The sequence below is a fragment of the Idiomarina sp. ST10R2A5 genome, assembly GCF_051842325.1.
Taxonomy (GTDB): domain Bacteria; phylum Pseudomonadota; class Gammaproteobacteria; order Enterobacterales; family Alteromonadaceae; genus Idiomarina; species Idiomarina abyssalis.
Genome location: NZ_JBNIEX010000003.1, coordinates 30,934 through 54,267 on the forward strand (window position 1 = coordinate 30,934; position 23,334 = coordinate 54,267).

The 23,334-nt window shown below is 47.7% G+C and carries 26 protein-coding genes; 5 read left to right on the forward strand and 21 right to left on the reverse strand.

Features of this window, described 5'->3' with window-relative positions:
- Positions 1-57 precede the first annotated feature (57 nt).
- The 14 genes from ACP7FG_RS04605 to ACP7FG_RS04670 all read right to left on the reverse strand — a co-directional run bounded on the left by ACP7FG_RS04605 (position 58) and on the right by ACP7FG_RS04670 (position 8,891).
- Positions 58-408, reverse strand: a complete 351-nt coding sequence (locus ACP7FG_RS04605) for a hypothetical protein (RefSeq protein ID WP_439225667.1) — start codon at positions 406-408, stop codon at positions 58-60.
- A gap of 48 nt (positions 409-456) precedes the next feature.
- The gene (locus tag ACP7FG_RS04610) at positions 457-777 is read right to left on the reverse strand and encodes a hypothetical protein (RefSeq protein WP_439225668.1); all 321 of its coding nucleotides are present in this window, start codon (positions 775-777) and stop codon (positions 457-459) included.
- Between the two features lie 34 nt (positions 778-811).
- Positions 812-1,264: a hypothetical protein gene (locus ACP7FG_RS04615; protein WP_439225669.1), complete on the reverse strand. Its 453-nt coding sequence runs from the start codon at positions 1,262-1,264 to the stop codon at positions 812-814.
- A gap of 110 nt (positions 1,265-1,374) precedes the next feature.
- Positions 1,375-2,559 (reverse strand): GGDEF domain-containing protein, encoded by a 1,185-nt coding sequence (locus ACP7FG_RS04620; RefSeq protein WP_439225670.1) that lies wholly within the window; start codon positions 2,557-2,559, stop codon positions 1,375-1,377.
- A gap of 82 nt (positions 2,560-2,641) precedes the next feature.
- Entirely contained in the window at positions 2,642-2,854 is a 213-nt protein-coding gene (locus ACP7FG_RS04625; RefSeq protein ID WP_278355350.1) for a hypothetical protein, read from the reverse strand.
- A gap of 76 nt (positions 2,855-2,930) precedes the next feature.
- Positions 2,931-3,371: a DUF2383 domain-containing protein gene (locus tag ACP7FG_RS04630; RefSeq protein ID WP_439225671.1), complete on the reverse strand. Its 441-nt coding sequence runs from the start codon at positions 3,369-3,371 to the stop codon at positions 2,931-2,933.
- Between the two features lies 1 nt (position 3,372).
- Positions 3,373-4,272 carry a lipid kinase gene (locus tag ACP7FG_RS04635; protein WP_439225672.1) on the reverse strand — a complete coding sequence of 300 codons (900 nt, stop codon included), beginning with the start codon at positions 4,270-4,272 and terminating at the stop codon, positions 3,373-3,375.
- A gap of 123 nt (positions 4,273-4,395) precedes the next feature.
- A complete protein-coding gene (gene sugE, locus ACP7FG_RS04640) occupies positions 4,396-4,713 on the reverse strand; it encodes a quaternary ammonium compound efflux SMR transporter SugE (RefSeq protein ID WP_303732060.1) in 318 nt (105 codons plus the stop codon).
- Between the two features lie 32 nt (positions 4,714-4,745).
- The gene (locus tag ACP7FG_RS04645) at positions 4,746-5,009 is read right to left on the reverse strand and encodes a Txe/YoeB family addiction module toxin (RefSeq protein ID WP_439225673.1); all 264 of its coding nucleotides are present in this window, start codon (positions 5,007-5,009) and stop codon (positions 4,746-4,748) included.
- Positions 5,002-5,256 (reverse strand): type II toxin-antitoxin system Phd/YefM family antitoxin, encoded by a 255-nt coding sequence (locus ACP7FG_RS04650; RefSeq protein ID WP_439225674.1) that lies wholly within the window; start codon positions 5,254-5,256, stop codon positions 5,002-5,004. Before ACP7FG_RS04650 ends, ACP7FG_RS04645 begins: the two co-directional genes overlap by 8 nt.
- Before the next feature lie 123 nt (positions 5,257-5,379).
- Entirely contained in the window at positions 5,380-5,862 is a 483-nt protein-coding gene (locus tag ACP7FG_RS04655) for a GNAT family N-acetyltransferase (protein ID WP_439225675.1), read from the reverse strand.
- Positions 5,859-6,620, reverse strand: a complete 762-nt coding sequence (locus tag ACP7FG_RS04660; RefSeq protein WP_439225676.1) for an HAD-IB family hydrolase — start codon at positions 6,618-6,620, stop codon at positions 5,859-5,861. The genes ACP7FG_RS04655 and ACP7FG_RS04660 overlap by 4 nt, the downstream gene beginning before the upstream one ends.
- Complete coding sequence (locus tag ACP7FG_RS04665; protein WP_439225677.1) at positions 6,548-7,591, reverse strand: hypothetical protein; 1,044 nt, start codon at positions 7,589-7,591, stop codon at positions 6,548-6,550. Before ACP7FG_RS04665 ends, ACP7FG_RS04660 begins: the two co-directional genes overlap by 73 nt.
- 115 nt (positions 7,592-7,706) lie before the next feature.
- Positions 7,707-8,891, reverse strand: coding sequence for a DUF3800 domain-containing protein (locus ACP7FG_RS04670; RefSeq protein WP_439225678.1), 1,185 nt, complete (start codon positions 8,889-8,891; stop codon positions 7,707-7,709).
- A gap of 346 nt (positions 8,892-9,237) precedes the next feature.
- On the opposite strand from ACP7FG_RS04670, the gene greB reads away from it, so the two are divergent.
- Together greB and ACP7FG_RS04680 are read left to right on the forward strand one after the other, a co-directional pair.
- Positions 9,238-9,717 carry a transcription elongation factor GreB gene (greB, locus tag ACP7FG_RS04675; RefSeq protein ID WP_439225679.1) on the forward strand — a complete coding sequence of 160 codons (480 nt, stop codon included), beginning with the start codon at positions 9,238-9,240 and terminating at the stop codon, positions 9,715-9,717.
- Positions 9,718-9,780: 63 nt separating this feature from the next.
- The gene (locus ACP7FG_RS04680; protein ID WP_439225680.1) at positions 9,781-12,108 is read left to right on the forward strand and encodes a Tex family protein; all 2,328 of its coding nucleotides are present in this window, start codon (positions 9,781-9,783) and stop codon (positions 12,106-12,108) included.
- 17 nt (positions 12,109-12,125) lie between these two features.
- Here ACP7FG_RS04680 and ACP7FG_RS04685 read toward each other — a convergent pair whose 3' ends face one another.
- The 3 genes from ACP7FG_RS04685 to ACP7FG_RS04695 all read right to left on the reverse strand — a co-directional run bounded on the left by ACP7FG_RS04685 (position 12,126) and on the right by ACP7FG_RS04695 (position 14,548).
- Positions 12,126-12,905: a putative metalloprotease CJM1_0395 family protein gene (locus tag ACP7FG_RS04685; RefSeq protein WP_439225681.1), complete on the reverse strand. Its 780-nt coding sequence runs from the start codon at positions 12,903-12,905 to the stop codon at positions 12,126-12,128.
- A gap of 69 nt (positions 12,906-12,974) precedes the next feature.
- Positions 12,975-13,292, reverse strand: a complete 318-nt coding sequence (locus ACP7FG_RS04690) for a flagellar basal body rod C-terminal domain-containing protein (protein WP_439225682.1) — start codon at positions 13,290-13,292, stop codon at positions 12,975-12,977.
- Positions 13,293-13,408: 116 nt separating this feature from the next.
- Complete coding sequence (locus tag ACP7FG_RS04695; protein ID WP_439225683.1) at positions 13,409-14,548, reverse strand: fatty acid desaturase; 1,140 nt, start codon at positions 14,546-14,548, stop codon at positions 13,409-13,411.
- Between the two features lie 153 nt (positions 14,549-14,701).
- On the opposite strand from ACP7FG_RS04695, the gene fabR reads away from it, so the two are divergent.
- Together fabR and ACP7FG_RS04705 are read left to right on the forward strand one after the other, a co-directional pair.
- Complete coding sequence (gene fabR / locus ACP7FG_RS04700) at positions 14,702-15,322, forward strand: HTH-type transcriptional repressor FabR (RefSeq protein ID WP_054490791.1); 621 nt, start codon at positions 14,702-14,704, stop codon at positions 15,320-15,322.
- A gap of 38 nt (positions 15,323-15,360) precedes the next feature.
- Positions 15,361-17,379, forward strand: a complete 2,019-nt coding sequence (locus ACP7FG_RS04705) for a S9 family peptidase (RefSeq protein ID WP_439225684.1) — start codon at positions 15,361-15,363, stop codon at positions 17,377-17,379.
- Between the two features lie 64 nt (positions 17,380-17,443).
- Here the strand turns inward: ACP7FG_RS04705 and ACP7FG_RS04710 are convergent, their stop codons facing one another.
- The 3 genes from ACP7FG_RS04710 to pckA form a co-directional block, all read right to left on the reverse strand.
- Entirely contained in the window at positions 17,444-18,640 is a 1,197-nt protein-coding gene (locus ACP7FG_RS04710) for an ABC transporter permease (protein ID WP_439225685.1), read from the reverse strand.
- A complete protein-coding gene (locus ACP7FG_RS04715) occupies positions 18,637-19,563 on the reverse strand; it encodes an ABC transporter ATP-binding protein (protein ID WP_439225686.1) in 927 nt (308 codons plus the stop codon). The genes ACP7FG_RS04710 and ACP7FG_RS04715 overlap by 4 nt, the downstream gene beginning before the upstream one ends.
- 97 nt (positions 19,564-19,660) lie before the next feature.
- A complete protein-coding gene (gene pckA, locus ACP7FG_RS04720; RefSeq protein WP_439225687.1) occupies positions 19,661-21,262 on the reverse strand; it encodes a phosphoenolpyruvate carboxykinase (ATP) in 1,602 nt (533 codons plus the stop codon).
- 209 nt (positions 21,263-21,471) lie between these two features.
- Here pckA and ACP7FG_RS04725 point away from each other — a divergent pair, with 209 nt between their 5' ends.
- Positions 21,472-22,791, forward strand: coding sequence for a sodium-dependent transporter (locus ACP7FG_RS04725; RefSeq protein ID WP_439225688.1), 1,320 nt, complete (start codon positions 21,472-21,474; stop codon positions 22,789-22,791).
- A 6-nt stretch (positions 22,792-22,797) separates the two neighbouring features.
- Here ACP7FG_RS04725 and coaD read toward each other — a convergent pair whose 3' ends face one another.
- Complete coding sequence (gene coaD / locus ACP7FG_RS04730) at positions 22,798-23,298, reverse strand: pantetheine-phosphate adenylyltransferase (protein WP_054490804.1); 501 nt, start codon at positions 23,296-23,298, stop codon at positions 22,798-22,800.
- Positions 23,299-23,334 lie beyond the last annotated feature (36 nt).

Here is a 23,334-nt window from a genome sequence, read left to right on the forward strand (position 1 = left end):
AGGAGCTTAAGAAACTGAGTCATAGCTATCGCTTGCCGAGCCATTCTGATGTTCCCGTTATTTACGCTCAAGCTTGCTTACTAACACCATTAGCTTAGTCTGGTCGATTTCTACTGACGCTTCTTTATCGTAAAACACAGTCAGAGTAGGATTAATAACACTCTTCCCAACTTCAACGGCCGCCTGAACCTCAACCGTCTCGCCTTGCGTTGGTGACACGGTTAATTCATAGCGAAAGTCATCACCAACCGTCATGTAAGCCATTTTACCTTCTTCCACGATCATCACTGGCGACTCAACGAGTTCACCACTTTTAAATACTGAGCTTGAGACCCGAAAAGTATCTGCGGCTAAGCATGGTAACGATGCCAACAGTGATACCAACAGCAAATAAAGCTTTGTTTTCATTTCAGTTTCCCTTTGTCGGGTAGGCCACAGTGATTTTCCTCATAGTGGCTATTCAACGCAGCGTTTTCTGGAGAATGCCAGACTAATAGCGGCGAGCACTCCTGCACACAAAAGCCAGAAGGCAACGATAGATAACCACACCATCATTGAAGCATCTTGAACTCCAAACTCACTAAAAACCACTGTCTGATAGCTAAAAAAGTGTTCGAACCCCAGCCAAAACGGCGCATTCACCCAGGCTGCTAATAACGCAATGAGAAAGACAGGTTCGAGGCCCAGCTGTATAAATACGGGGGTGACAAGCGGGGGAAGATTAAGCACTAAAGCTACTATTAAAAAGCGCCTAAAAAAGCGGTTGGAGGTAAACATGCTCACATCCTTTTGAGTTAACCTGGCCTTCTGCCTACCAGAGCCAACCTACCTGTATGGTTAACTGAGGGCTCGAGAAGTCGCCGCTACCCGCTGTTATTCCAGGTTCAATATAGAATCCCCCATATTGGAAAGTGCCACTGACACCGGCGTAGTTCCAATCTTCGTCTTCATAAACCCTATAGACAACATCTTGGGTTGAGTAATAAGTAAGGGCGTTATCTTTTATTGTGGAGCTTCCGGCTATTACCTGCCAAGAACGCATTGCGCTGTCACGGTTATAGTAAAAACTGTAACCTGCCTCAATTCCGTAGGCTTTTCCCGTATATCCAACGGCTAACTGAATTGGGTGCCCGGAAATCTCTTTTTTCATAACCAGGTTAACGCCGCCCGGCGTACCTAAAGCAACACCTAACTGAGTGTCGTCGGGCTCAGCGGCGTGCAGAGTCAAAGGAAGCAGAGCAGCTATTGCAAGAAGGTATTTCATCTCATTCCTTTTTTGTTTGTTAGCACTTGGCTAACACTAAATGAGAAGAAAACAAAAGGCAACGGTAGAATATGCCATGTATCATATATAGTTAGTGCCGAATAATACCCTTAATCCTTCATCACAACCTGATTTCGTCCGTCACGCTTACCTTCATAAAGTAGGTTATCGGCTCGGGTAATCAGCATATCCAAATCGTCTTCGGCCTTGGCAACAGCAACGCCAATGGTCACACTCAGCTCCAGGTCATTTAACTCGTCAGTTGATGACAAGGCTTCTACATTTTGCTTAAGACGCTCAGCCACCGCCTTAGCGTCGGCAGGGCTCGTATGAGGCAGCCCCACCACGAACTCCTCGCCACCAAAACGACCTATAATGTCGGTTGGCCGAAGTGAGTGCTGACAAACTTCGGCTATCTTCGTCAGAATGACATCACCACGGGTGTGGCCCCAAGTGTCGTTAATACGCTTGAAGTGGTCAACGTCAATCATAAACAAGCAGAACGGAGTATCTTCCAGTCGAGCTCTTTGCAGCAAAGCTTCAGCTCGTTTCATAAAATGACTGCGGCTATCAACACCCGTAAGCGCATCATTCTCAGCCACCATGCGCAACTGCGCCTCTAATGACTTTCGGTGTTTTATTTCCTGCAGTAACTCGCGGTTTTGATCGCGCTCTTCGTTAAGCAAGGAGTACTGCTGACGCTGCAAACGCTCTAACCGCCGCAGCGCCGTGTACCCAACAATATTGGCCATGATAAGCAACAGGCCCAACCGGATTGCGCCTGTGGGAGTTACTCCTGCGTACAACATACTCGCCGCTAAAAAAGTAATACTTAAGAAAAGGCTAGCCAGCGCTGCAACCGTCAACAAATTTGGAATAAGCAGATAAAAAGCCATAATAGCGACCACCACTGCGGTGATCTGCGTAAGAAGGCTTTCCGGGCGCAAAGGAACAATGAGAATAATCCCCGTTGCCAGAATCCATAATGGTAACGCGTGCAACCAAGCTTTTTCAGCATAACCACCCCGGTGACCGATAACAAAGGCTAACACCAGGCAGGAGCCCACTACCGCAACGCGCATAGTCAGCAGCGAGTAATACTCTTGCGTTAGCCCCAGAAGGTTGTAATCGGTAATGCCGAACATGGCAAAAATAATAGATACTAAAAGTAGCGCAAGGCGGGAGTCAGACCTAACATTCGATTCAATAGAATGGCGGTATTTTAACTCTTTACCGGCCTCAAGAAACTGACCGGTCAGCCAGTGAGTATCATTTTGCTTTTGTTGTTGTGACAAAGTTTTACCTGTTAAAAAGGTTTTGATTCCAGACAATAAGTGTTAATTCTGACCTTTTCTCCACCGTTTTGCAGTATTTTTCTCACTCTTCCTCGTTGAGCTTCCTTTTTAAAGCCTTGAGGTTGGCGTTAAGCTCTTTAACTTCCAATCGAGACTCCCGTGCTATATCTCGCATGTCCTTAACGCGCTTTGAAATAAGAAAAATAAATATTGGTACTAGTATCCACAACAAGGCAATAGCGAAGTAGGCAAGGCCACCTATAATACCGATGCCAGCGAAAAGCGTGTCTTCCATAGAGTTAGTCTCCTTTAATTCAACCTTTTGATATTTATCCTATAAAAATAATACTCTATTGCTAACTCTATAAACTCTAGTCTTTCATTGCCTGAATAGATTTTTGAGTCTTACTTAGGTTTTCAGCCAAGGCATCGAGTAATTTTTGATACTCCGCCGACTTCTCACCCAGCTTCGTGCGTTTTACCACAGTTGCCAGTTCTTCATCTTCCTGCAGACACTTATCCAAAATGGCGTTTTTAGAATTCGCAGAGAAAAACTGAGTAAGCTCCCCGCCTATTTTGTGCAGGAGTTCTTTATCAGGGTCAGGTTTAGCCGGTAGCTCGCCTAAGTCTTTAACTACATTCTCAAATTGCTCAATATAGGAAGATCTCTCGTTGGCAATATCATTAAGCTTACTGGCCAGGTTATCATCCCCAACCACTTCCGCTATCTCCCGGTAGTAATCCGTTGTCTCAATGACTAACTTCAGAATTTCTATACTATCGGCCTGATTATCTGTGCGTAATATCGACATTTTAATCCTTGTTTACGTGAGGCAGTGGCATATCGCCAACAACAGCTTCAATAGCCTTAGGCATTACCTCGAAATTGGCCGGTGTATCGGTTTTAAACTCACCGTCGGCCTGAATGTGCTTAGCCCTGGAGGTTTTAATGCTAATTTTTCGGGCCTTTTTACAGACAACCCGTTCTGCCTTTTGCAAATTGCCGTTACGAAAATTGACTCCCAGTAATAACAACCGCCACCACCGTATTGGTTTCAAACAAAATAAGTTCAGTTGTCCATCCAGCAGTGTAGAGTCATCATCGACAACGTTCCCGCCACCGTAGTAACGACCATTACCTACCGCCAGGTGAATTGCCCTTACAGACTCCTTCCAACCGTCAGCTTCTATTTGAACTTTAAAACTCTTGTTGCGCTTCATGACGCTGGTAAATGCGCCCAAATAAGCAAACACGCCAAAGTACTTCTTCATTTCTGACGTCAGCTCGCGGGTGACCTCTACGCCTAAACCAACATGAGCAACATTCACAAAATAACTATTATTCACCTTTGCCAAGTTTATGCGCTCTCGCTTGTCATTAACAATAGCCTGAGCGGCTGCAACAACGTTCTGCGAAATGCCAAGCGAGCGCGCCAAGTCGTTAGCTGTTCCCATCGGCAAAATGGCTAAGGTCTGTTCGCTTTTATAGATTGACTCCAACGCTGAGCTGATGGTTCCATCGCCCCCGGCAACAATTACCACTCCTTTTTTCTCACGGTAATTTTCAATGCATGAGGCCATATGAGATGGACTTTCAGTGACGCAAACCTCAACCTGAATGCCGGAGTTTCTGAGCAAGTCGGTGGCTTCGGTTAACTCCTCGGAATGACCATTACGGCTCTTCGGGTTGATAACTAACAACGCATGCTGCAATGCTTTACCTCTTCCTGTTATGCACTGCGTTAAATATAAGAGGTTTATTCCAAGGCTTCAAAGCACTGACGGAATATTTACGTTGGGGATTTTGGGTAGAGGTCAATTTGAATTTGTTTCGCCTCAGCCATGAGCCAATTTAAGGCCCACAATACCCGCACAAATTAACCCTAAACTGACCAGTTTAAGAACGTCCGCTGACTCACCGAACAAAAACATACCCATAACCGCTGTACCTACGGCACCAATGCCCACCCAAATGGCGTAGGCTGTGCCGACAGGTAAAGTCTTTAGTGCCAAGCCTAACAAGACGAAGCTGCCGACAAGGGCAACGGTGGTGCCAACCGTAGGCCAAAGCTTAGTGAAACCGTCTGTGTATTTTAGACCAACAGCCCAAGCGACTTCTAAAAGGCCGGCGATAAATAGTATGACCCAACTCATAAACACCTCGGCTTGATCTTTGGAGTAGACTATTAGTAATGATAACGACAGGAAACAATGGTAATTGCGCTATCGTCTGCCGCATAAACCAGCCTGTTAGTGTCATCAATTCGTCGAGACCAGAATCCTGAAAGGTTCTCTTTTAACGGTTCAGGCTTACCAATACCATCAAATGGCGACCGCTTAGCATCGGCAACTAATCGGTTAATACGTTTAAGGGTCTTTTTATCCTGGGTTTGCCAATATAAGTAATCTTTCCAGGCTGCATCCGTCCATGACAGCAACCGGTTACTCATTTAACAACTCTCGCTGCTTAGCTTTACCTTCTTTGTATTGAGCAATCGATTTATTCAAGTGCTCAGCATTTGCCGGCGAACGAAGCAAGTGGACGGTTTCCATTAAGCTATTGTAGTAATCCAAAGACATCACCACGGCATCTTCCGAGTCGCGACGGGTAATGACCGTAGTATCAGCGTCGTTTATTACGCTGTCTAATACAGTTTTTAAGCCGTTTCTGGCTTCAGTAAAAGAGACGATTCTCATGTGTCACCTCAACATGTTCAACTTGTTGGACAAGTATAGATTAAGTTTGCTAGATGTACAACATTCTGTGCAGGTAAGTATTGAGAGATAAGATAAATGGGTCTGGTACTCTGCTACTATTTGTTAGCTGAACCTTTCCATAACAAAGTTACGCAGCTTCTGCCCTCGAATTTCTACCGTTTGCTCTTTTGCGACCTTAAAGCCAAATTTCTCGTAAAACGGACGAGCCGTAATGCTCACCTCAGAGTAAAACCGAGTAATTCCTTGTAACTCACCCACTCTTAGCACGTGTTCCATCAAATGACGGCCGATACCTTTACCCTGATGCTCATAGTGACAAAAGAAATGGTCAATTAGCCCATCTTCCTGAAGGTCGGTATAGCCGACAATTTCTCCGTCAATTTCAGCAACAAAAGGCGAGATAGAGTTCATTTTTCTCTGCCATACCTCAAGAGAAGCGTTATCCGGCGCCCATGCTTCGACTTGCGCTTGTGTGTAGTCACGTGAGTTCACATTACTAATGGTGTGATAAAAAATAGCCCATAAATCACGCGCGTCTGACTCGTTATATTTTCTAATTTCTATCATGCTGGTATTTGCCGTCATTCAACCGATGCGACTTCAAAGAGTTCGCCCCGATAAAAACTCGTATGGGCTAGGTTTAGCATAGGGTAATCCTCTTCTGAATCTCCATACGCAAAAATTTCGCTATAAAGAGATAAATCGATGCGTTCTTTTATGCGCTCGACCTTTCTCTCGTTACTGCAATCACCATTCAGATAAGCGCCGGTAAATCGACCATTACGCACTTCAAGTTCACTGCAAATTAAATCTACTTCGTGATTTCTACACCAGACTTTTAAATAAGGAGAGACAGATGCTGAAACAACGACCACGTGATCGCCGTTTTCTTTATGCTCAGCTATTTTCTGCAGCATATCGCTGCAAACCACGGAGGGTAAATACTCAGAAACAAAACGTTCAGCACTAGCATCAAGTTGTTTTTCAGAAACGCCGGTGAAAGCAACTCTTGATATCAGAGGTCGAATTTTAGGAGCAGAAAGAAGCCTAACTTTGTGTAAGATGATTGCAGGAGAAAGAAGACAAGCGCCAATAACTAGACGAGCCAATTTCGTCGAGGAAAAGACAAACTTAGTATATGTATCCCCCGTCGTGATTGTTCCATCAAAATCGAAGAGAGCAAGGTTCATCTTTACCTCAAAGCTTTTAACGCTTGGTTTTGTGGCGCTCCGGAGCGCCAGCGCAGGCGTGTCCGACAACAGCCACTTGGTTAAGAGCTCGGCCCGGCAAGCAGTGAATATAGATACGCTGCCACTATCGAACTGCTGGCGGCTATCAGCCAAGACAAAATACTAGGCCAGGCTCGCTTAAACACACCGGGTCGCGATTGTTCTAAGTAAATAGCAGTATTCGGTATCAGTTTATTGTGAACAAAAAGAAGAAAACTTAAAAGAACGAAAACGACCACGACAAACAGTGTACGGTCCTGCCATTTTTCTATGTCGGGAATCACAATCAGCATTGCAATGAATATGACCGCATTCAGATTTAAACCGTACTTTCTATACGTGGTGACCAAAGAATTCTGTTTTGGCCGCAGTATCTGGTATAGAGATTCAGCTTTCCCTAGAACCCACGATTCATTAATACCGGAGACTCTTATTTCACTTGCGCCGGACTGAACAAACTCAATGACAATGACACGATTGATTCCGTACGCCTCAGGCTCTTGAATGACAAGTTTCAGATAGTTGAGAGTGCCGATATTATCAATTTTCTCAAGAAAATCATCTGCATATTTTGTAAGCTCACTACCTCTTTGGGCATAGGTAACAATAACGCGCCCAGCCGTGAAGTCCTTCTTCATGAAATTGATGATTTGAACGACATCTTCCTTGAACAAACGCAGAGAACCCACTTGGAGCGTTTTGTTATGAATCTGCTCTGGATTACCAGGCTTCGATTCCACAGCGAATTGAGAGTCGTTGCTAGAATGAGGGAGTAATTCAAAAGTACCAGCAGTACCTATGGTGGATTCCCAGTCGCCTCTAATGTTGCCATCTCGGTTAAGCGAACCAGAAATTTTTACGTTACCCAACTCCACGCCCTCCGGTGCGTATTCCGGCGTGCAATCCATCATCAATCTTTCATTATCCACCGACCCTTCACATTGGTAGACGGACACACCAAAGATCGAATCCATGATCCGAAAGCGTCCTTTTATCGAGTTTCCCTTTTGATCTAAAGCAAGGAAAACATTGCCAGTATTTGTGCCAAAGATTCTCCCAGCCCATTTGTTGGCAAATTGCTTCATTGTCTGGTTGTCCCCTTACTCTTAACGTCGACCATAACCGGAGGCAAAAAGCGGCATAGCGAGGAACGAGCGGCGCAGCTTTTTGGCGTTCGAGTTTATGGCATTGTTAGGCATTTTACTGCTCTGTCTCTTTCAAATTCAACGTTTGAACTTTCGCTCTGTGTTGCTCGACCATATCCTTAGCCATTTGCATTTGCTCCTCAGTCAAATCCTCAAATTTCGGCAGCAGCTTCTCGAATTCGCTGAAACGCCTACCCATTCCATCCAGCGAAATGCCATCTATGGAACTGCGACGAGCGAATAACGACCATAAATATTTAAGTTCATCTGGAATATCGTAACCGGAAATAATTTTATTGGTGACCCAGAGATAGACATCAACGATCTGTAGTCCAATAGAATCAGAACTTTTTGCTATCGTTAACTCCCGATCTGGCAACCCCTCATGTACTATCTCAGCTTCCTCAAACGTAGCGAATAGTGGATGCTTAAGGTAGTAATTCTTCTCATTTTGAGGAGATTTCTTTATGCCCTCAGCAATCTTTGAAAGGTTGTAATGCGTCCCAATCTGAGCATTGTTAAATTGATGCTGCCTATCCACAAGTATTGAAGATGCTTTTTTTCGCTTCTTGTTTCTAACTCGGCGAGCAATGCAGGACACGACAAATTGAAATCCTACTGCATTCGGTGAAACCATCTTCTGATCTGGATATCCAAAATCGAGTTCCAGGGGTTTGGTGATACCGTAATCTAAAGCATCAACGATTACTTCTACTGATCTAGGATCAAGGCCTGAGGCAATTGCTCGATATTTCACTTCAGACAACAGCTGAACGATATCGCCTTCATAACGCTGGATTTTTCTTTCAGTACATAGACGCCAAGATTCCCGCAGAAGGTGCTCATCAAATAATGCTGATAGTTTATGAATTATAAGATACCTCATTGGAGTCCAATAGATATCCCATTTAACAGCTTCATTCAGCCCGGCATCAAATACCGCATCGAAGAATAGAACCAGCGCATAGTCTGGCTTTTCGATAAAGTAATAATCGAAATCAAACTTCATCTTCTTTTGAATGTCGATTAGGTGTGGCGCAATCTTAACTAACCCACCAATTCCAAGCTGGTTAGCGTGGATTTGATCATCGCCGATTTCGTGTTGTATTTTCTTGTGAATATTCGTGCAGAGTGCATCGACGTTACGGAGACTAGAAAGCACCCCGTAGCTCAAGCGCGGCTGCGCAGAATCGAAAAGATTATTTCCAGTGTTTCCAGATTCGTCGATGTGGAAGAACATTTTTTATGCCTAACATTTGTATATTGTGCATGCACATTTTATGCGCGCATTAAATATTGCTTTTTTCTTCGTAACCCTTTGAGGGTCTGCTTTACTTTTCAGAAGACTCACCAAAAACAAGCAGTCCAATTCGAGCGTGCTCATGTCCATTCCAACGAGTGCACAATATCTAACTTTACGTTTTTATTATGTAAACAACATTAAACAAGTTAACACTAAATTACAATAATCTAAGCAATAGCTCATAGTAGAAACTTACATACCCTTACTAATCCGCCATTTCCCTCGAACCCATAACCCAGTAAAATCCCCTAATCATTCAACGCAGGCAACAACTAATCAGCGTATGAAAACCAATTTAATTACCCTTGGCGGTTATGAAAAGTTGCAACAGGAACTCGAGCACCTTTGGCGGGTGGAGCGGCGCGAAACCGTGGAGAAGGTGTCGTGGGCGGCGAGCCTGGGCGACCGGTCAGAGAACGCGGATTACAAATACAATAAGCAGAAGCTGCGCAAAATTGATGGCCGCATTCGCTACTTAACCAAGCGCCTGGAACAGGTGAAGGTGGTGTATTATTCGCCACAACAGGACGGTAAGGTGTTTTTTGGTGCCTGGGTGGAAATTGAGGACGAAGACGAGAACGTTCGCGCCTTTCAAATTGTTGGCCCGGACGAGATTTATGATCGCAAAAACGCGGTGTCTATCGACTCCCCCATGGCGCGTGCCCTGCTGAAGAAAGAGGTAGACGACGAGGCGGAGGTAAACACGCCACAGGGTACTAAGACATGGTTCATTAATAAGATAAGTTACCAACAGCCCGCGTAGTCAATTCGTGATAGTATTCGTCCCCATTATTTGTCGTAACGTTTTAAAACCAAGAGATGTACTATGAGCCAGATACCGCAATTACTTGCTAATGAACTGAAGGTCGACGAGCGTCAGATTGCCGCTGTTATCCAGTTGCTGGACGAAGGCTCGACGGTGCCTTTTATTGCCCGTTACCGTAAAGAGGTAACCGGCGGTTTAGACGACACGCAATTACGCCAGCTGCACCAGCGCCTGAACTACCTGCGCGAGCTGGACGACCGCCGTCAGGTAATACTGAAGTCAATTGACGAGCAAGGCAAATTAACCGACGAGCTGGCTCAGAGTATTAAAACCGCCGACTCGAAAACCGAGCTGGAAGATTTATACCTGCCCTACAAACCTAAGCGCCGCACTAAAGGCCAAATTGCTATTGAAGCGGGCATTGAGCCGCTGGCAGATCTACTGTGGAAAGACCCAACGCAGAACCCGGAACAAGCGGCCGCTGACTACATTGACGCGGACAAAGGCTTTGCAGACGCTAAAGCGGTATTAGACGGAGCCCGCGCCATTTTAATGGAGCGCTTTGCCGAGCAGGCGGAGTTGCTGAAGCGTTTACGTTCACACTTGTGGCAGAACGCGCACTTAACCAGCACCGTTGCTGCGGGTAAAGAGAAAGATGGCGCTAAGTTCCGCGACTACTTTGAGTTCTCTGAGTTGTTTAAAACCATTCCGTCGCACCGCACGCTGGCGTTGCTGCGTGGCCGTAACGAAGGTTTTTTGCAGCTATCCATGGACGCTGACCCGGGTAGTGAAGACAAAACCTCCGGCTCGCACTGCGAAGTCATTATTGCCGACTTCCTGAACTTTGAGCACAAAGGCCGCGCTGCCGACGACTGGCTGCGTCAGGTTATTCAATGGACCTGGCGGGTGAAGCTGTCGCTGCACATGGAAACCGAGTTAATGGCCCGAGTGCGCGAACGTGCCGAAGAAGCAGCCATTCAGGTATTCGCCAGCAACTTAAAAGACTTGCTGATGGCCGCACCGGCCGGTGCTAAAACCACTATGGGCTTAGACCCGGGCGTTCGCACCGGTGTTAAGGTTGCGGTGGTGGATGAAACCGGTAAAGCGGTTGCCACCAACACGGTATTCCCGTTTCAGCCGCAGAACCAAATGGATAAAGCCATGCGCACGCTGGCTACCTTGTGCAAGCAGTACAAGGTTGAGCTTATCAGCATTGGTAACGGCACTCACTCGCGCGAGACCGACAAAATGGTCGGCGACATGCTCAAACAGCACAGCGAAATTAAAGCCACCAAGGTTATAGTGAACGAGGCTGGTGCATCGGTTTACTCCGCTTCTGAGCAGGCAGCGCAGGAGTTTCCGGATATGGACGTGTCACTGCGTGGCGCGGTGTCTATCGCCCGCCGCTTGCAGGATCCGCTGGCCGAGCTGGTTAAAATTGAGCCTAAATCGATTGGTGTTGGCCAGTATCAGCACGACGTTAGCCAATCACAACTGGCTCATAGCCTGGATGCCGTGGTTGAGGACTGTGTAAACGCAGTGGGTGTGGATGCCAACATGGCGTCTGCGGCTTTGCTTCAGCGCGTGTCAGGTTTGTCGAAAACACTGGCGAAAAACATTGTCGATTACCGCGACGCCAACGGCGCCTTTGCTAACCGTAAACAGTTACTCGATGTGCCACGCATGGGACCAAAAGCCTTTGAACAGGCGGCAGGTTTTATGCGCATTAATAATGGCGAGCAGCCGTTAGATGCCTCATCAGTGCACCCGGAAGCCTATTCGGTAGTAGAACGCATGGCGAAGGCAAATGACTTGCCGGTGCAGGAGCTTATTGGCAATCATTCATTGGTTAAAAGCCTGAACGCTGCCGACTACACCGACGAGCGCTTTGGTCTGCCAACGGTAACGGATATTCTGTCTGAACTTGAAAAGCCTGGCCGCGACCCCCGCCCTGAGTTTAAAACCGCGGAGTTTAAAGAAGGCGTTGAGAAAGTCAGCGATCTGAAGCCCGGCATGTTGCTGGAAGGTGTAGTGACTAACGTGGCGAATTTTGGTGCCTTTGTGGATGTTGGCGTGCATCAGGACGGCCTGGTTCACATTTCAGCACTGGCCGACAAGTTTGTCAGTGACCCGCGCGAAGTGGTTAAAGCAGGCGACATTGTTAAGGTAAAAGTATTGGAAGTGGATATTGAGCGTAAGCGTATTGGTTTAACCATGCGTTTAAGCGATGAAACGCCAGCCAAAACCGCAACTGACAAACCTAAAGCGAAAGCCGGTAACGGGCCTAAGAAAAAGCCTTCGGGGAACGGTGGTCGTGCGCCGCAACCGCAAAACTCAGCTATGGGCAGCGCATTGGCAGATGCCTTTGCAAAAGCGAAGAAAAATTAAAACGGGATAGAGAGGCGTTAAGCAGTAGCGCTGAATGAGTCCACGGATGGACGAACACGCTTATCGTAGAAAGAGGCTATCATCTCGCCTCGTTCAGGCGATGACAGAGTCTTTTTGCTCTGTTCGGCAGGTGCTGCGGCGTCGACGCCATTTGACTGGCTATCAGCTTCGCCTTTATCTGCACCTTCCAGACTTTTGTTAAACGGCGCATTAATACTAATGTCCGGGTTTGGCTCTTCGCCCTCTTCACCACCCTGGCCTGACTCAATTTGCATTTGGGCTAATTCAGCCCGCGCCTGAGTTGCTTTATTGGTTGCTTCAGACGCTATCGCTCTGTCTGCCGGTGAAGGTTGTGCCGGTGCCATAGCTGCACGACGAACCACCTGCATCTTCTGGATAGTGGCTTGTGGGTCACCATTAACCGGGCTAACGTCTATCTGAACTTCACCGCCAACAGCATAAGACTTGCCATCGGGTCCTCGCTCATATTCGTACGAAGGTGAGCTGGCATACTGACCACCAACGGCAGCGTGAGCCTGTTCGTGCACACGAACTTCCTGGTCACGGCTTTTCAGCTCATCGACTTTCTCAATTTCTTCTTCACTGAGTTTTTGCTGATTTTTTTCAGCTTCATCGGTGACTTCCTTGCTGGCTTTGTCGGTGGCTGTTTTGTCATCACCTTTGCCATCACTCTTGCTGTCGGCTTTTCTGTCGGCCTGAGTATTTGGCTTGTTGCTGGATTGGTCAGATTTGGCAGGTTCTTTCACCAATGGCCGCTCGAAATTATCCCTGTTCATCGACTCCGCAGGTGGAGCCGACGTTACAGGAATAGGCGGTAACGCTGGTGAGATATTCATGTTAGAACATTAAGCGTTGGTATCGATCATTGTGCCCAACACTTCGTCAGCAGTTTCTACTGTACGAGTGTTTGCTTCAAAATTGGTCTGCCCCTGATTCAGAGAAACAAGAGAGTCCGTTGTGCTTGTAGCCGTTACGCTTTGGCTCGTTTCAGATGCGGATTCTGTCGCTGTCTGAGCACCATTAACATTGGCATTGTCCTGCTGCTGAACGTCATTGCGCCCAGATGCAGAAGCTGAAGCAATTTCCTGGCTAGCCTGAGAAACTTGCTGGTTTGCACGTTGCATACCTTGCAAGCCTGAGTTCATTGCTGCACCAACTTCCATAGTCACTCCTAATCACGCGCTGCGCGTGTTACTGCGAATGTACTTGTCAGTATCGGTCATATTTTAAACATTTTCAAGTACTGACAAGTACCGTTCACCGCAATTTTCAGCCGACTTTATGCGTGTTGTTGAATCTGGTTCAGCAAGGCTTTCCAAGAGCGTTTCTGCGCTTCTAAGGCTTCTTTCATTTCGTCCACCTGCTTCTTGAGCACATCAATGTCATGGTTCACATGCTCTTTTAATGCTTTAGTTTTCGTGTCCAGAAGCTTTTTACGAGCCTGATAGTAAGCCTTCAAATGCTGACCCATTTGGTCATAGTGTTCCTGAGCTTTTTCGAACAGCGAATCCGGTGCTGCCTGAGCTTTTTGCTGAGCACGCTTTAACTGCATTTGCAGTTTCGCCCTCTCTACCTGATACGGCGAGCTACGCTTTAAGTTTTTCGCCAGCCCCAACCATTTACTGGCAACAATCAGCCATTTGGTCGGGTCAAAATGCCACCAGCGAATGCCGTTACGATAGTCCGCAGCAAAAATGTGGTGATAATTATGGTAGCCCTCGCCAAAGGTTAAAAAAGCCAACACGCCGTTGTCGCGTGCCGTATTTTTGTCGGTATAAGGTTGTTTACCCCAAATGTGCGCCAGCGAGTTAATAAAGAACGTAGTGTGGTGATTCAGCACCAGGCGCAGTACTCCGATAACCAGTAACCCGGCCCATACGTCGCCCAGCATAAAGCCAGCGGCAATTGGCCAACCAAAGTTAACAAATAAGGTCAGCGGCAGGTAATACTTGTGCTGCCACATGACAATTGGGTCTTTCTGCAAGTCCTGAACATTGTCGTAGTCAGTATAACGACTTGCCTGATATTCACGGATCATCCAGCCAATGTGCGAGTACCAGAACCCACGCTTGGCGGAATAAGGGTCTTTGTCGTTGTCATCAACGTGTTTGTGATGTTCACGGTGGTCAGAAGACCAGTGAAGTGCACTGTTTTGCAGTGCGACAGCACCACCAATGGCAAAAATAAAGCGGATTACGGGGTTCGCGTCGTAAGTACGATGCGCCCATAAGCGGTGATAGCCCGCGGTAATCGATAGCCCGGCGAAACACGCCGTACCTAACATAACCCACCAAAATGCGGCTCCAATACCTACGCTGTACGCGTATAAAGGCACGCCAACAAGGGCGACGATAAAAGTAATGGCAAAAACTAAGGTGTTTAACCAGATAATGGGGGGCTTTTCAGAAATCTGTTGCATGCATATAACCTAAAACAATCAAATAAAGGCAGGTGACAAAACAGCGTACACCTGTTCGCTGAATGTACGTGTTTCTCGGTCAAATTACAAGCGGTAAAAGTGTAAAAAGCTGTGTTATCATTCTTTACACACACGCATAAATGAACGAACACTATGGCCGGAATTCGCGCAAAGCAGAAAGAGAAAACCCGACAAGCGTTAATTAACGCGGCAATGAACCAATTAAGCGCCGAAAACGGGTTCTCCAGCTTAAGCCTACGCGAAGTGGCACGCGAAGCCGGTATCGCCCCTACGTCTTTCTACAGACACTTTCGTGACATGGATGAGTTAGGACTCACTTTGGTTGATGAGTGCGGTCTGGCATTACGTCAGTTGCTTCGTCAGGCGCGCCAGAGAATAGAGTCCGGCGGTTCCATTATTAGGGTATCCATTGAGACCTTTATGCAATTCGTTGCCGACAATACAGCCACTTTCAGGCTGTTGTTGCAGGAACGTTCCGGCCGCTCGCGCAGTTTCCGTTTAGCCGTAGTGCGCGAAATTGATCATTTTAAAGCAGAACTGGAGGACTACTTAGTTAATGAACAGTCCTTTACCCGAGAGCTGGCCGAACTGCAATCCGATACCATAGCTAAAATTGTATTCAGCGCTGGAGCCGACTGCTTCGATGTTGATGAAGAAGAGCGCGAAATTATTACCGAGAAAACGATTCAGCAAGTTCGCTTAGTTGCCAGAGGCGCCGAAGCGACTCGCCGATTATTAAAACGAGAGTCATAGAAAAACAACTTTAAACAGACAGAACACTGGAGAGTTATATGCTTTTACGTGCTGTAGGCGGTATGGCATTAGCAGTTTGGGCGGTTAATTTAGACGCCCGCGAAATGTCGCTAATAGATACCGTAACCACCAAAGCCATTCGTTCGGCTCAATTATCGCCGGATGGGCAATTCACGGCTGTTATCCGCTCTACGCCCCGTACTCCGTACGAAGACGACGACGGTTCCAGCTACCGTGAGTTAGTACTTATTAACGCTGATGGCGAAGAAACTTCTTACCTGAGCAAAGATAAAAAGTTCAGCCGGGTCAGTTTTGGGCCACAAAGCGAGTACCTGTACTTTACCGCTAAAGAAGAAGGTGACGAGTACCAGGAATTATATCGCATGCCGGTACGCGGAGGCGGTGTTCAGTCAGTCTTTGAATTTGAAGGTAACATTGGTAGCTACGCACTGAGCGATGACGGTGAGCAACTGGTCTTTTTATCTTCAGGCTCAAAAGATAGTGACAAGAAGAAGCTCTCCAAAAAGGGCTTTAAAGCTGAAGTGTACGAAGAAGACTTAACCTACACCCAGGTTTACCATGTTTCTCTGGGTAACGAAGAGGCAGAAGCCAAAGCGGTTACCGCCGAAGACCAGCACGCGCTTTCGGTTAGCTTCCACCCGAATAACGAACAGTTACTGGTTCGTACCGCACCAACTTCGCTGATTGACGACAACTACATGAGCAGCCAATACCACTTAATGGGTCTGGATGGCGAAGTTGTTACTTCGTTCGAAAGCGAAGGCAAACTGGGACGCGCTGAATTTTCACCAGATGGTCGTTATCTGGCTATGATCCGCGCGGCGGACTACAACGACCCGTCTGCGGGTACCTTATTTGTTTATGACACCCGCGAGCAAGAACACCGTAATGTTCTGCCGGACTACAAAGGCTCTATCAAGGACTTTAGCTGGCGGACGGATGAAGAGATTATCTGGTTAGGCCATCGCGGCACGGAGTCAGAAGTTCAGGCGTTGACGCTTAAGTTCCTGGAAAGCCGTAGCCTGTTAGAAACTGGCGAAGCCATTTTCACCAGCCTGGACGGCGAAGCGGGCAAATCAGAATTTGTGCTGACGGGTCATCGCCCCAGCCATCCAAACGAAGCCTTTAAGTACAACAACGGTCGTTTGGAGCGTTTAACGGATTCCAACCCGTGGTTGGCAGATATTGAAATGCCGCGTCAGGAAACCATGACCTACGAAGCTCGTGACGGGCTTAAGCTGGAAGGCATTGTGGTTTATCCGACAGACTACGAAGAAGGCAAACGCTATCCGTTAATGATGGTGATTCACGGTGGTCCTGAGTCACACTACAGCAACGGCTGGTTAGACCGTTATGGTTCGCCGGTTAAGCACGCTGCCGCCAAAGGTTATGCGCTGTTCTTCCCGAACTACCGCGGCAGTACCGGGCGCGGAGTTGAGTTCTCTAAACTGGGTCAGAACGACTACGCAGGTAAAGAGTTCGATGACATTGTCGATGCTAAAAAACACCTCGTTGATATCGGCCTAGCGGATGAGTCAAGCGTCGGTATTACCGGCGGTTCTTATGGTGGCTTTGCATCAGCCTGGGGCGCAACAGCGCAAACCGAACACTTTGCTGCCAGCGTCATGTTTGTCGGTATCAGCAACAACTTATCTAAGTTTGGTACCACTGACATTGCGAAAGAAATGCACGCGGTACACGCGCGCAGCTACCCATGGGACAAGTGGGAGTGGTACTTAGAGCGCAGCCCAATTTTCCACGCAGAAAAGGCCCGCACGCCAATTCTTATCATGCACGGAAAAGAAGACACCCGTGTACACCCTTCTCAGTCAATGGAGCTTTACCGTTACCTGAAGACTCACGGTAACGTGCCGGTTCGCTTAGTGCTTTACCCAGGCGAAGGCCACGGTAACCGTAAAGTTGCAGCACAGCTGGACTACAGCATGCGCCTAATGCGCTGGATGGATAGCTTCCTGGTTGAGAAAGCCGAAGAGAAACCATCGTTTGAGCTGCCACACGCTGAGCAGCTGAAGTAAGAATACCTCTAATAAAAAGCCGGGAGCTGTGAAGCGTCCCGGCTTTTTTGTTCCTTCAACTTTTTTATTTACCGGCGACAGCTCGCCAAATTTCTTTCCAGCCTGGTTCTTTACCATAGTACTGAATGCCCATGGCGAATAAACGCCCGGCAACACTACGCATCCAGTAAACGAAGGCCGCCAGCAATACCAGGCTCAGCAACCACTCCCATACAGCAACGTCTGTTTGCAGCAAGCGCGCAGGCATCATTGCGAATGAACTGATAGGAATAATGCTCATCACCGTTGCGATAGTGGAGTCTGGCTCACCAATCACACTGAAGCTTAAAAACACCGGCAACAGCGGTATCAACATCACGGTACTGCGGGACGAGTGATTCGGGTCATCAATGGTTGCCGAAAAGCCAGCCAGCATGGCATTGATTAAAACTGTGCCCAGCACCACAAAGATAATACTGAGCAGAGTCGTTCCCACGCCCCAGTCCAGGCCCGAACCACCGTCTTCTGAAAATGCGGCGATCACCATGCTCACGCCCAGAATCATTAATCCAATAAAGGTCATGGACTTAATACTGTGCAGCGTAATACCAATTATTTTTCCGTCCATCCACTGCGTAGGTGTCACAATCGTCAGCAACTGTTCCGTCACACGTTGCTGCTTCTCGGCAGTAATCGACATCATCATCAATCCAAAACCGGTGAAAACGCCGACCATGATCACCATCAGTAACATGGTGGCGGAAGCATCGCTGGCATCGTCTATCGAAGCGTCTTCGCTTTCTTCAATAGCAAAGGTTATGTCGGGTTTCTCATTAATGACTGTGCGCTCTTCCGGCGTCAGTGACAGTTGTTGAATACGAAGAGTCTGCAACTGCTCCTGCAGCTCGCTGCGTAACTCCTGCTGCCAGCTTTGCGACTTTTTCACCCAAACCTTAGCGGTTAACTCGGGTGTAATCACAATCAAGGTGTCTAAGTCTTCCGGTAGCTGCGTTTGCCACTTTTCCACTTCCATGGTGCCGGCATTGCGAAGGGTTAAGTCTTTTGGCGCCTTGAACTCCCACCCCTGCGGCTTACCTTCCTGATAGAAAATAGCGCCCTGATATTCATCGGAGAAAATTTGGGTAATAGCTCCCCAACCAGCACTCACCGCAAAAATTACCACTAAAAGCGCAATGGAAAACAGCTCCTGCTTCCACTTAAAAAAGCGTTTGAATTCCCACCAGGCAATAGCTTTTAACTGTTGTAAGTAACTGACTTTCATGACTGCACCTCCCCGGTTTGCTTACGTATGGTGTCCAGGTACAAGTCATGTAACCCCGGCTGAATAGGTGCAAAAGCCTTTATCGGCACCTGCTGTGCTAACTGCGGCCACAGCTGTTCAATGTCGGTGTCCTTATTAAACGTCAGTTCAACCTGCTCGTCGTTTACTTTACGAACTGAATCTATCTGTTCCACTTCCGCCCAGTTTTCCATTGCAAGCTGGGCATTGGTGGTCACCCGGTAAACCGGTTCCGGTAGTAAAGTATTGCGAATTTCCTGAAGGCTTCCCTGCGCAACAGCCCGGCCTTTATTCATTAACAGCATGGTATCGGCTAAACGTTCTACCAATGCCATCTGGTGCGCACTCAGCACCACGGTTTTACCGCGCTCGCGCAGCTCACTGAGTACCGTTAACACATGTTCCTGATTCACCGGATCCAGACCTGAAAACGGCTCGTCAAGAATCACCAACTGCGGGTCATGCAGCAAGGTGGCTATAAGCTGCACTTTTTGCTGGTTACCTTTAGACATCTGACGCAACGGCTCGTCTTTACGATCCGTCAGTTCAAACCGTGCCAGCCAGCTGTCAATGTCGCCACGTATGTCGCTCAGCTTCAGTCCGCGCAGACTGGCAATGTAATTAAGGTTATCGAGAATGGAGCGGTCCTGATACAAGCCACGGTCTTCGGGTAAGTAAGCAAAATCGTGGTAAGTCAGGTCTATGGTTTGACCGTTGTTCTCAACCACTATTTCCCCTTCGTCGGGGTGCGTCAGGCCAACCAGCATACGAACTAAAGAAGATTTACCGGCACCGTTGGGGCCAAGCAGAGCCTGAATTTTACCCGGTTGAATATCGAGTGATATTGCATCTACCGCCGTAACCGTGCGATAGCGCTTAGTGACATTATTAACTGAAAGGCGCATGTTGTTTTTCTGTTATTAGAATGTGGCGCCTATCTTAGAAACACAAAGGGCCCGTAACAAGTGTTACGAGCCCTTTAATTTGTTTCAAACTGTGACTTTACAGTTGCGGACCTGCCGCTACCAGCGCTTGACCGTTATCGGTGTCGGTAAACTTCTCGAAGTTAGCAACGAAACGCTCAGCCAGGTCTTTGGCGCGCACATCCCACTCACCGGCGTCTTCGTAGGTGTTACGCGGATCTAAGATGCTGCTGTCTTCAACGCCGGCTAACTGAGTTGGCATCGCTAAATTGAAGTATGGCAGTTCGACAAATTCCGCGTCCTCAATCGAGCCGTCTAAAATCGAGTCGATGATAGCGCGGGTCGCTTTAATAGAGATACGCTTGCCGGTACCGTTCCAGCCAGTGTTAACCAGGTAGGCTTCTGCGCCAGCCGCTTCCATACGCTTCACTAATACTTCCGCGTACTGAGTTGGGTGCAGACTTAAGAACGCCGCGCCAAAACAGCTGGAGAAAGTTGGCGTAGGCTCGGTTACACCGCGCTCGGTGCCTGCTAATTTGGCGGTAAAGCCAGATAAGAAGTGGTACTGTGCCTGCTCTTTAGTCAGCTTAGACACCGGAGGCAATACGCCAAAAGCGTCAGCCGTCAGGAAAATCACCTTTTTCGCGTGACCCGCTTTAGACACCGGCTTCACAATGTTTTCAATATGATGAATTGGGTACGAAACACGCGTGTTTTCTGTTTTTGAGTTGTCGTCGAAATCAACAACACCATTTTCATCAACAGCAACATTTTCCAGCAGAGCGTCACGGCGAATGGCGTTATAAATATCCGGTTCAGCTTCTTTCGACAGGTTAATGGTTTTCGCGTAACAACCACCTTCAAAGTTGAAGACGCCATCGTCATCCCAACCGTGCTCGTCGTCACCAATCAGTGCGCGTTTCGGGTCAGTCGACAACGTCGTTTTACCTGTGCCTGACAAGCCAAAGAAAATAGCTACATCGCCTTTTTCACCGACGTTGGCAGAACAGTGCATAGAAGCGATACCTTTAAGCGGCAGGAAGTAGTTCATCATTGAGAACATACCTTTCTTCATTTCGCCGCCATACCAGGTGCCGCCAATTAACTGAATTTTTTCAGTTAAGTTAAACGCCACAAAGTTTTCAGAATTCAGCTCTTGTTCTTGCCACTTAGGATTAATGCACTTTGCACCATTCATGACCACGAAGTCTGGCTCAAAATTTTCCAGCTCTTCTTCGCTTGGGCGAATGAACATATTTTTTACAAAATGTGCCTGCCATGCCACTTCAGTAATGAAGCGAACCGCAAGACGTGTATCTTCGTTAGCACCGCAATAGGTGTCGACCACAAACAGACGTTTGTGCGACAACTGCTCAGTAACCAAACCTTTCAGTTCATTCCAGGTTTCAGTCGACAATGGTTTGTTGTCGTTCTTGCCCTGGTCAGCCCACCAGACGGTATCGCGAGTTGTGTCGTCGCGAACAATATATTTGTCTTTGGGGGAACGTCCGGTAAAAATTCCTGTATCAACAGCAACCGCTCCAAGGTCCGTTACCGTTCCTTTTTCATAACCTTGCAGGTCATCGCGAGTTTCTTCTTTGAACAGCAGGTCATAGGACGGATTATGGACGATTTCTTCGACATCGGTGATGCCGTAGCGGCTCAGATCCAGATTTGGCATGACGTAAGGCTCCTGAGATTACGGTCTTGTTCGTTAACGTTAACAGCAGTAGCACCGCGCAAAGCATCCTGTTTTGCTGCTGGTTTACTGGTCAATTTTCAGGCCGCGAATGTTAACCCGATTCAGGTAAAAAAGATAGAGCAAAATTTTGTCAGTTCGATAGAATGCCCGCCTGACTTAAGCAAGCAGCAGTGGGTTTCTGATCATTTATGCGTGATTCTTTTCACAGCCGAATTGGCTTTATATTAGCAGCCGCGGGCTCGGCCGTTGGTCTGGGCAACATTTGGGGCTTTCCGACACAAGTGGCAAACCACGGTGGCGGCGCCTTTCTGCTGGTCTATCTTTGCGTAATCTTTATACTTGCCATACCAGCGTTATACAGTGAAATGCTTATTGGGCACAGCGCTCAGGCGAATCCGGTTCGCTCATTAACGCAGCTGTCTGAAGGTCGCGCCCGCCCCATTGGTCGCCTAATGGGTTACCTGAATGTACTGGGCTCGTGCTTAATGCTGAGCTTTTACCACGTGGTTGCCGGCTGGATGTTGGTTCACGCTCTGGGCTTTTTGGCACGCGGTTTTGGCATTGAAGTTGCTGCCGAATTTTTGCTTAACAGCTCACTAACCCGCGACTTAATTTTTACCGCTGTATTTTTGCTGGCCACAGCTTATGTGGTTTTTCAGGGGGTGGAAAAAGGCATTGAACGCTGGTCGAAACGGCTGATGCCAACCCTGGTCGTTTTGCTGGTTGCTCTCATTGCTTACATGCTGACTTTACCCGGTGCTGACGAAGGGCTGCAGAAATACTTAGTACCCGACTTCAGCCTCATGACCGACACCAGCATTTTGGTTGCGGCTATGGGCCAGGCCTTCTTCTCGCTTTCTATTGGCCTGGGCGGCATGATGATTTACGGCTCTTACCTGAAGCCTGGTGCTAATTTAGGTCGCTTAAGTTTATCAGTAGCTGCGCTGGACACCTTTATTGCATTTTTAGCTGGCCTGCTCATTATTCCCGCTTTGTACGCTGGTATTCATCTGGGCGTTAATGTGGGTGAAGGTTCCCAGCTTATTGGCGAAGGCCAGCTCATTTTTGCGGTATTGCCAGAGCTCTTTAACAGCATGGGCGTTGCGGGACCTTTCGTTGCTTTCGCATTCTTTATCTTACTCAGTATCGCCGCTTTGACTTCAACCATTGCTCAGGCCGAAGTCCCGGTCTCTTACTGCATTGAAGAACGAGAGCTAAAACGGCCTGTTGCAACGGCTTTATCACTGGGGGTTATTGCGACCTTCTCGCTGTTATTAATCTTGTTTTTTGAGCCGCTATTTGGCTGGGTTGTCACGGCAGTTACTCAGTTCCAGTTACCGCTGTCAGGGTTGTTCTACTTGCTGGTGGTCGGTTGGTTATGGCACCGCAGCAACCACTTAAAAGCTATTGCTGCGGGAAGTATCGGTTTAACTTTATTACGCTGGCATATTCGCTATTTATGCCCGGTGCTAATGAGCATTGTGTTTTATCACGTCGCTTTTAGTTAAACCGAGTTAACTTTTACCGGGACGTTTTCCGGAAAATTTTTGCCCTAATGCTGACGCCACCCGGGCGTCAGTGAATCCGGAAACGTCGCCGCCGTGTAAAGCGACCTCTTTCACCAGCGACGAAGAAATAAACGAGTTTTCCTCTGCCGGTGTTAAAAAGACACTTTCCAGGTTCGGGTCTAAACGCCGGTTCATGTTGGCTAACTGGAACTCATATTCAAAGTCTGAAACCGCCCGTAACCCACGGATAAGCACCGTCGCATCGTACTCATGCGCAAAGTCCACCAATAACCCGGAAAAGCCTACGACAGTTACGTTGTCGAGGTTTTCAGTGACCTGCTGTGCCAATAAAACGCGTTCTTCCAGGCTGAATAATGGTTTCTTGCTCGGGCTTTCTGCAATACCCACCACAATTTCACTAAACAGAGTTGATGCACGCTCAATTAAGTCGGCGTGGCCGTTTGTAATAGGATCAAAAGTCCCCGGATAAATTGCTCGGCGGTGCATAGCGTCTCCTAAACCGTGATTGAGCTATTCTTAATT

Bases quoted from the DNA above. Each gene is read 5' to 3' on its own strand.
- sugE (WP_303732060.1), bottom strand. From the start codon at position 4,713: ATGAGTTGGGTCATACTATTTATCGCCGGCCTTTTAGAAGTCGCTTGG.
- ACP7FG_RS04625 (WP_278355350.1), bottom strand. From the start codon at position 2,854: ATGGAAGACACGCTTTTCGCTGGCATCGGTATTATAGGTGGCCTTGCC.
- ACP7FG_RS04695 (WP_439225683.1), bottom strand. From the start codon at position 14,548: ATGCAACAGATTTCTGAAAAGCCCCCCATTATCTGGTTAAACACCTTA.
- ACP7FG_RS04690 (WP_439225682.1), bottom strand. From the start codon at position 13,292: ATGGAAGTTGGTGCAGCAATGAACTCAGGCTTGCAAGGTATGCAACGT.
- ACP7FG_RS04650 (WP_439225674.1), bottom strand. From the start codon at position 5,256: ATGAGAATCGTCTCTTTTACTGAAGCCAGAAACGGCTTAAAAACTGTA.
- ACP7FG_RS04655 (WP_439225675.1), bottom strand. From the start codon at position 5,862: ATGACGGCAAATACCAGCATGATAGAAATTAGAAAATATAACGAGTCA.
- ACP7FG_RS04670 (WP_439225678.1), bottom strand. From the start codon at position 8,891: ATGTTCTTCCACATCGACGAATCTGGAAACACTGGAAATAATCTTTTC.
- ACP7FG_RS04610 (WP_439225668.1), bottom strand. From the start codon at position 777: ATGTTTACCTCCAACCGCTTTTTTAGGCGCTTTTTAATAGTAGCTTTA.
- pckA (WP_439225687.1), bottom strand. From the start codon at position 21,262: ATGCCAAATCTGGATCTGAGCCGCTACGGCATCACCGATGTCGAAGAA.
- ACP7FG_RS04630 (WP_439225671.1), bottom strand. From the start codon at position 3,371: ATGTCGATATTACGCACAGATAATCAGGCCGATAGTATAGAAATTCTG.
- ACP7FG_RS04665 (WP_439225677.1), bottom strand. From the start codon at position 7,591: ATGAAGCAATTTGCCAACAAATGGGCTGGGAGAATCTTTGGCACAAAT.
- greB (WP_439225679.1), top strand. From the start codon at position 9,238: ATGAAAACCAATTTAATTACCCTTGGCGGTTATGAAAAGTTGCAACAG.
- ACP7FG_RS04715 (WP_439225686.1), bottom strand. From the start codon at position 19,563: ATGCGCCTTTCAGTTAATAATGTCACTAAGCGCTATCGCACGGTTACG.
- ACP7FG_RS04680 (WP_439225680.1), top strand. From the start codon at position 9,781: ATGAGCCAGATACCGCAATTACTTGCTAATGAACTGAAGGTCGACGAG.
- ACP7FG_RS04725 (WP_439225688.1), top strand. From the start codon at position 21,472: ATGCGTGATTCTTTTCACAGCCGAATTGGCTTTATATTAGCAGCCGCG.
- ACP7FG_RS04710 (WP_439225685.1), bottom strand. From the start codon at position 18,640: ATGAAAGTCAGTTACTTACAACAGTTAAAAGCTATTGCCTGGTGGGAA.
- ACP7FG_RS04605 (WP_439225667.1), bottom strand. From the start codon at position 408: ATGAAAACAAAGCTTTATTTGCTGTTGGTATCACTGTTGGCATCGTTA.
- ACP7FG_RS04645 (WP_439225673.1), bottom strand. From the start codon at position 5,009: ATGAGTAACCGGTTGCTGTCATGGACGGATGCAGCCTGGAAAGATTAC.
- ACP7FG_RS04615 (WP_439225669.1), bottom strand. From the start codon at position 1,264: ATGAAATACCTTCTTGCAATAGCTGCTCTGCTTCCTTTGACTCTGCAC.
- fabR (WP_054490791.1), top strand. From the start codon at position 14,702: ATGGCCGGAATTCGCGCAAAGCAGAAAGAGAAAACCCGACAAGCGTTA.
- coaD (WP_054490804.1), bottom strand. From the start codon at position 23,298: ATGCACCGCCGAGCAATTTATCCGGGGACTTTTGATCCTATTACAAAC.
- ACP7FG_RS04705 (WP_439225684.1), top strand. From the start codon at position 15,361: ATGCTTTTACGTGCTGTAGGCGGTATGGCATTAGCAGTTTGGGCGGTT.
- ACP7FG_RS04685 (WP_439225681.1), bottom strand. From the start codon at position 12,905: ATGAACAGGGATAATTTCGAGCGGCCATTGGTGAAAGAACCTGCCAAA.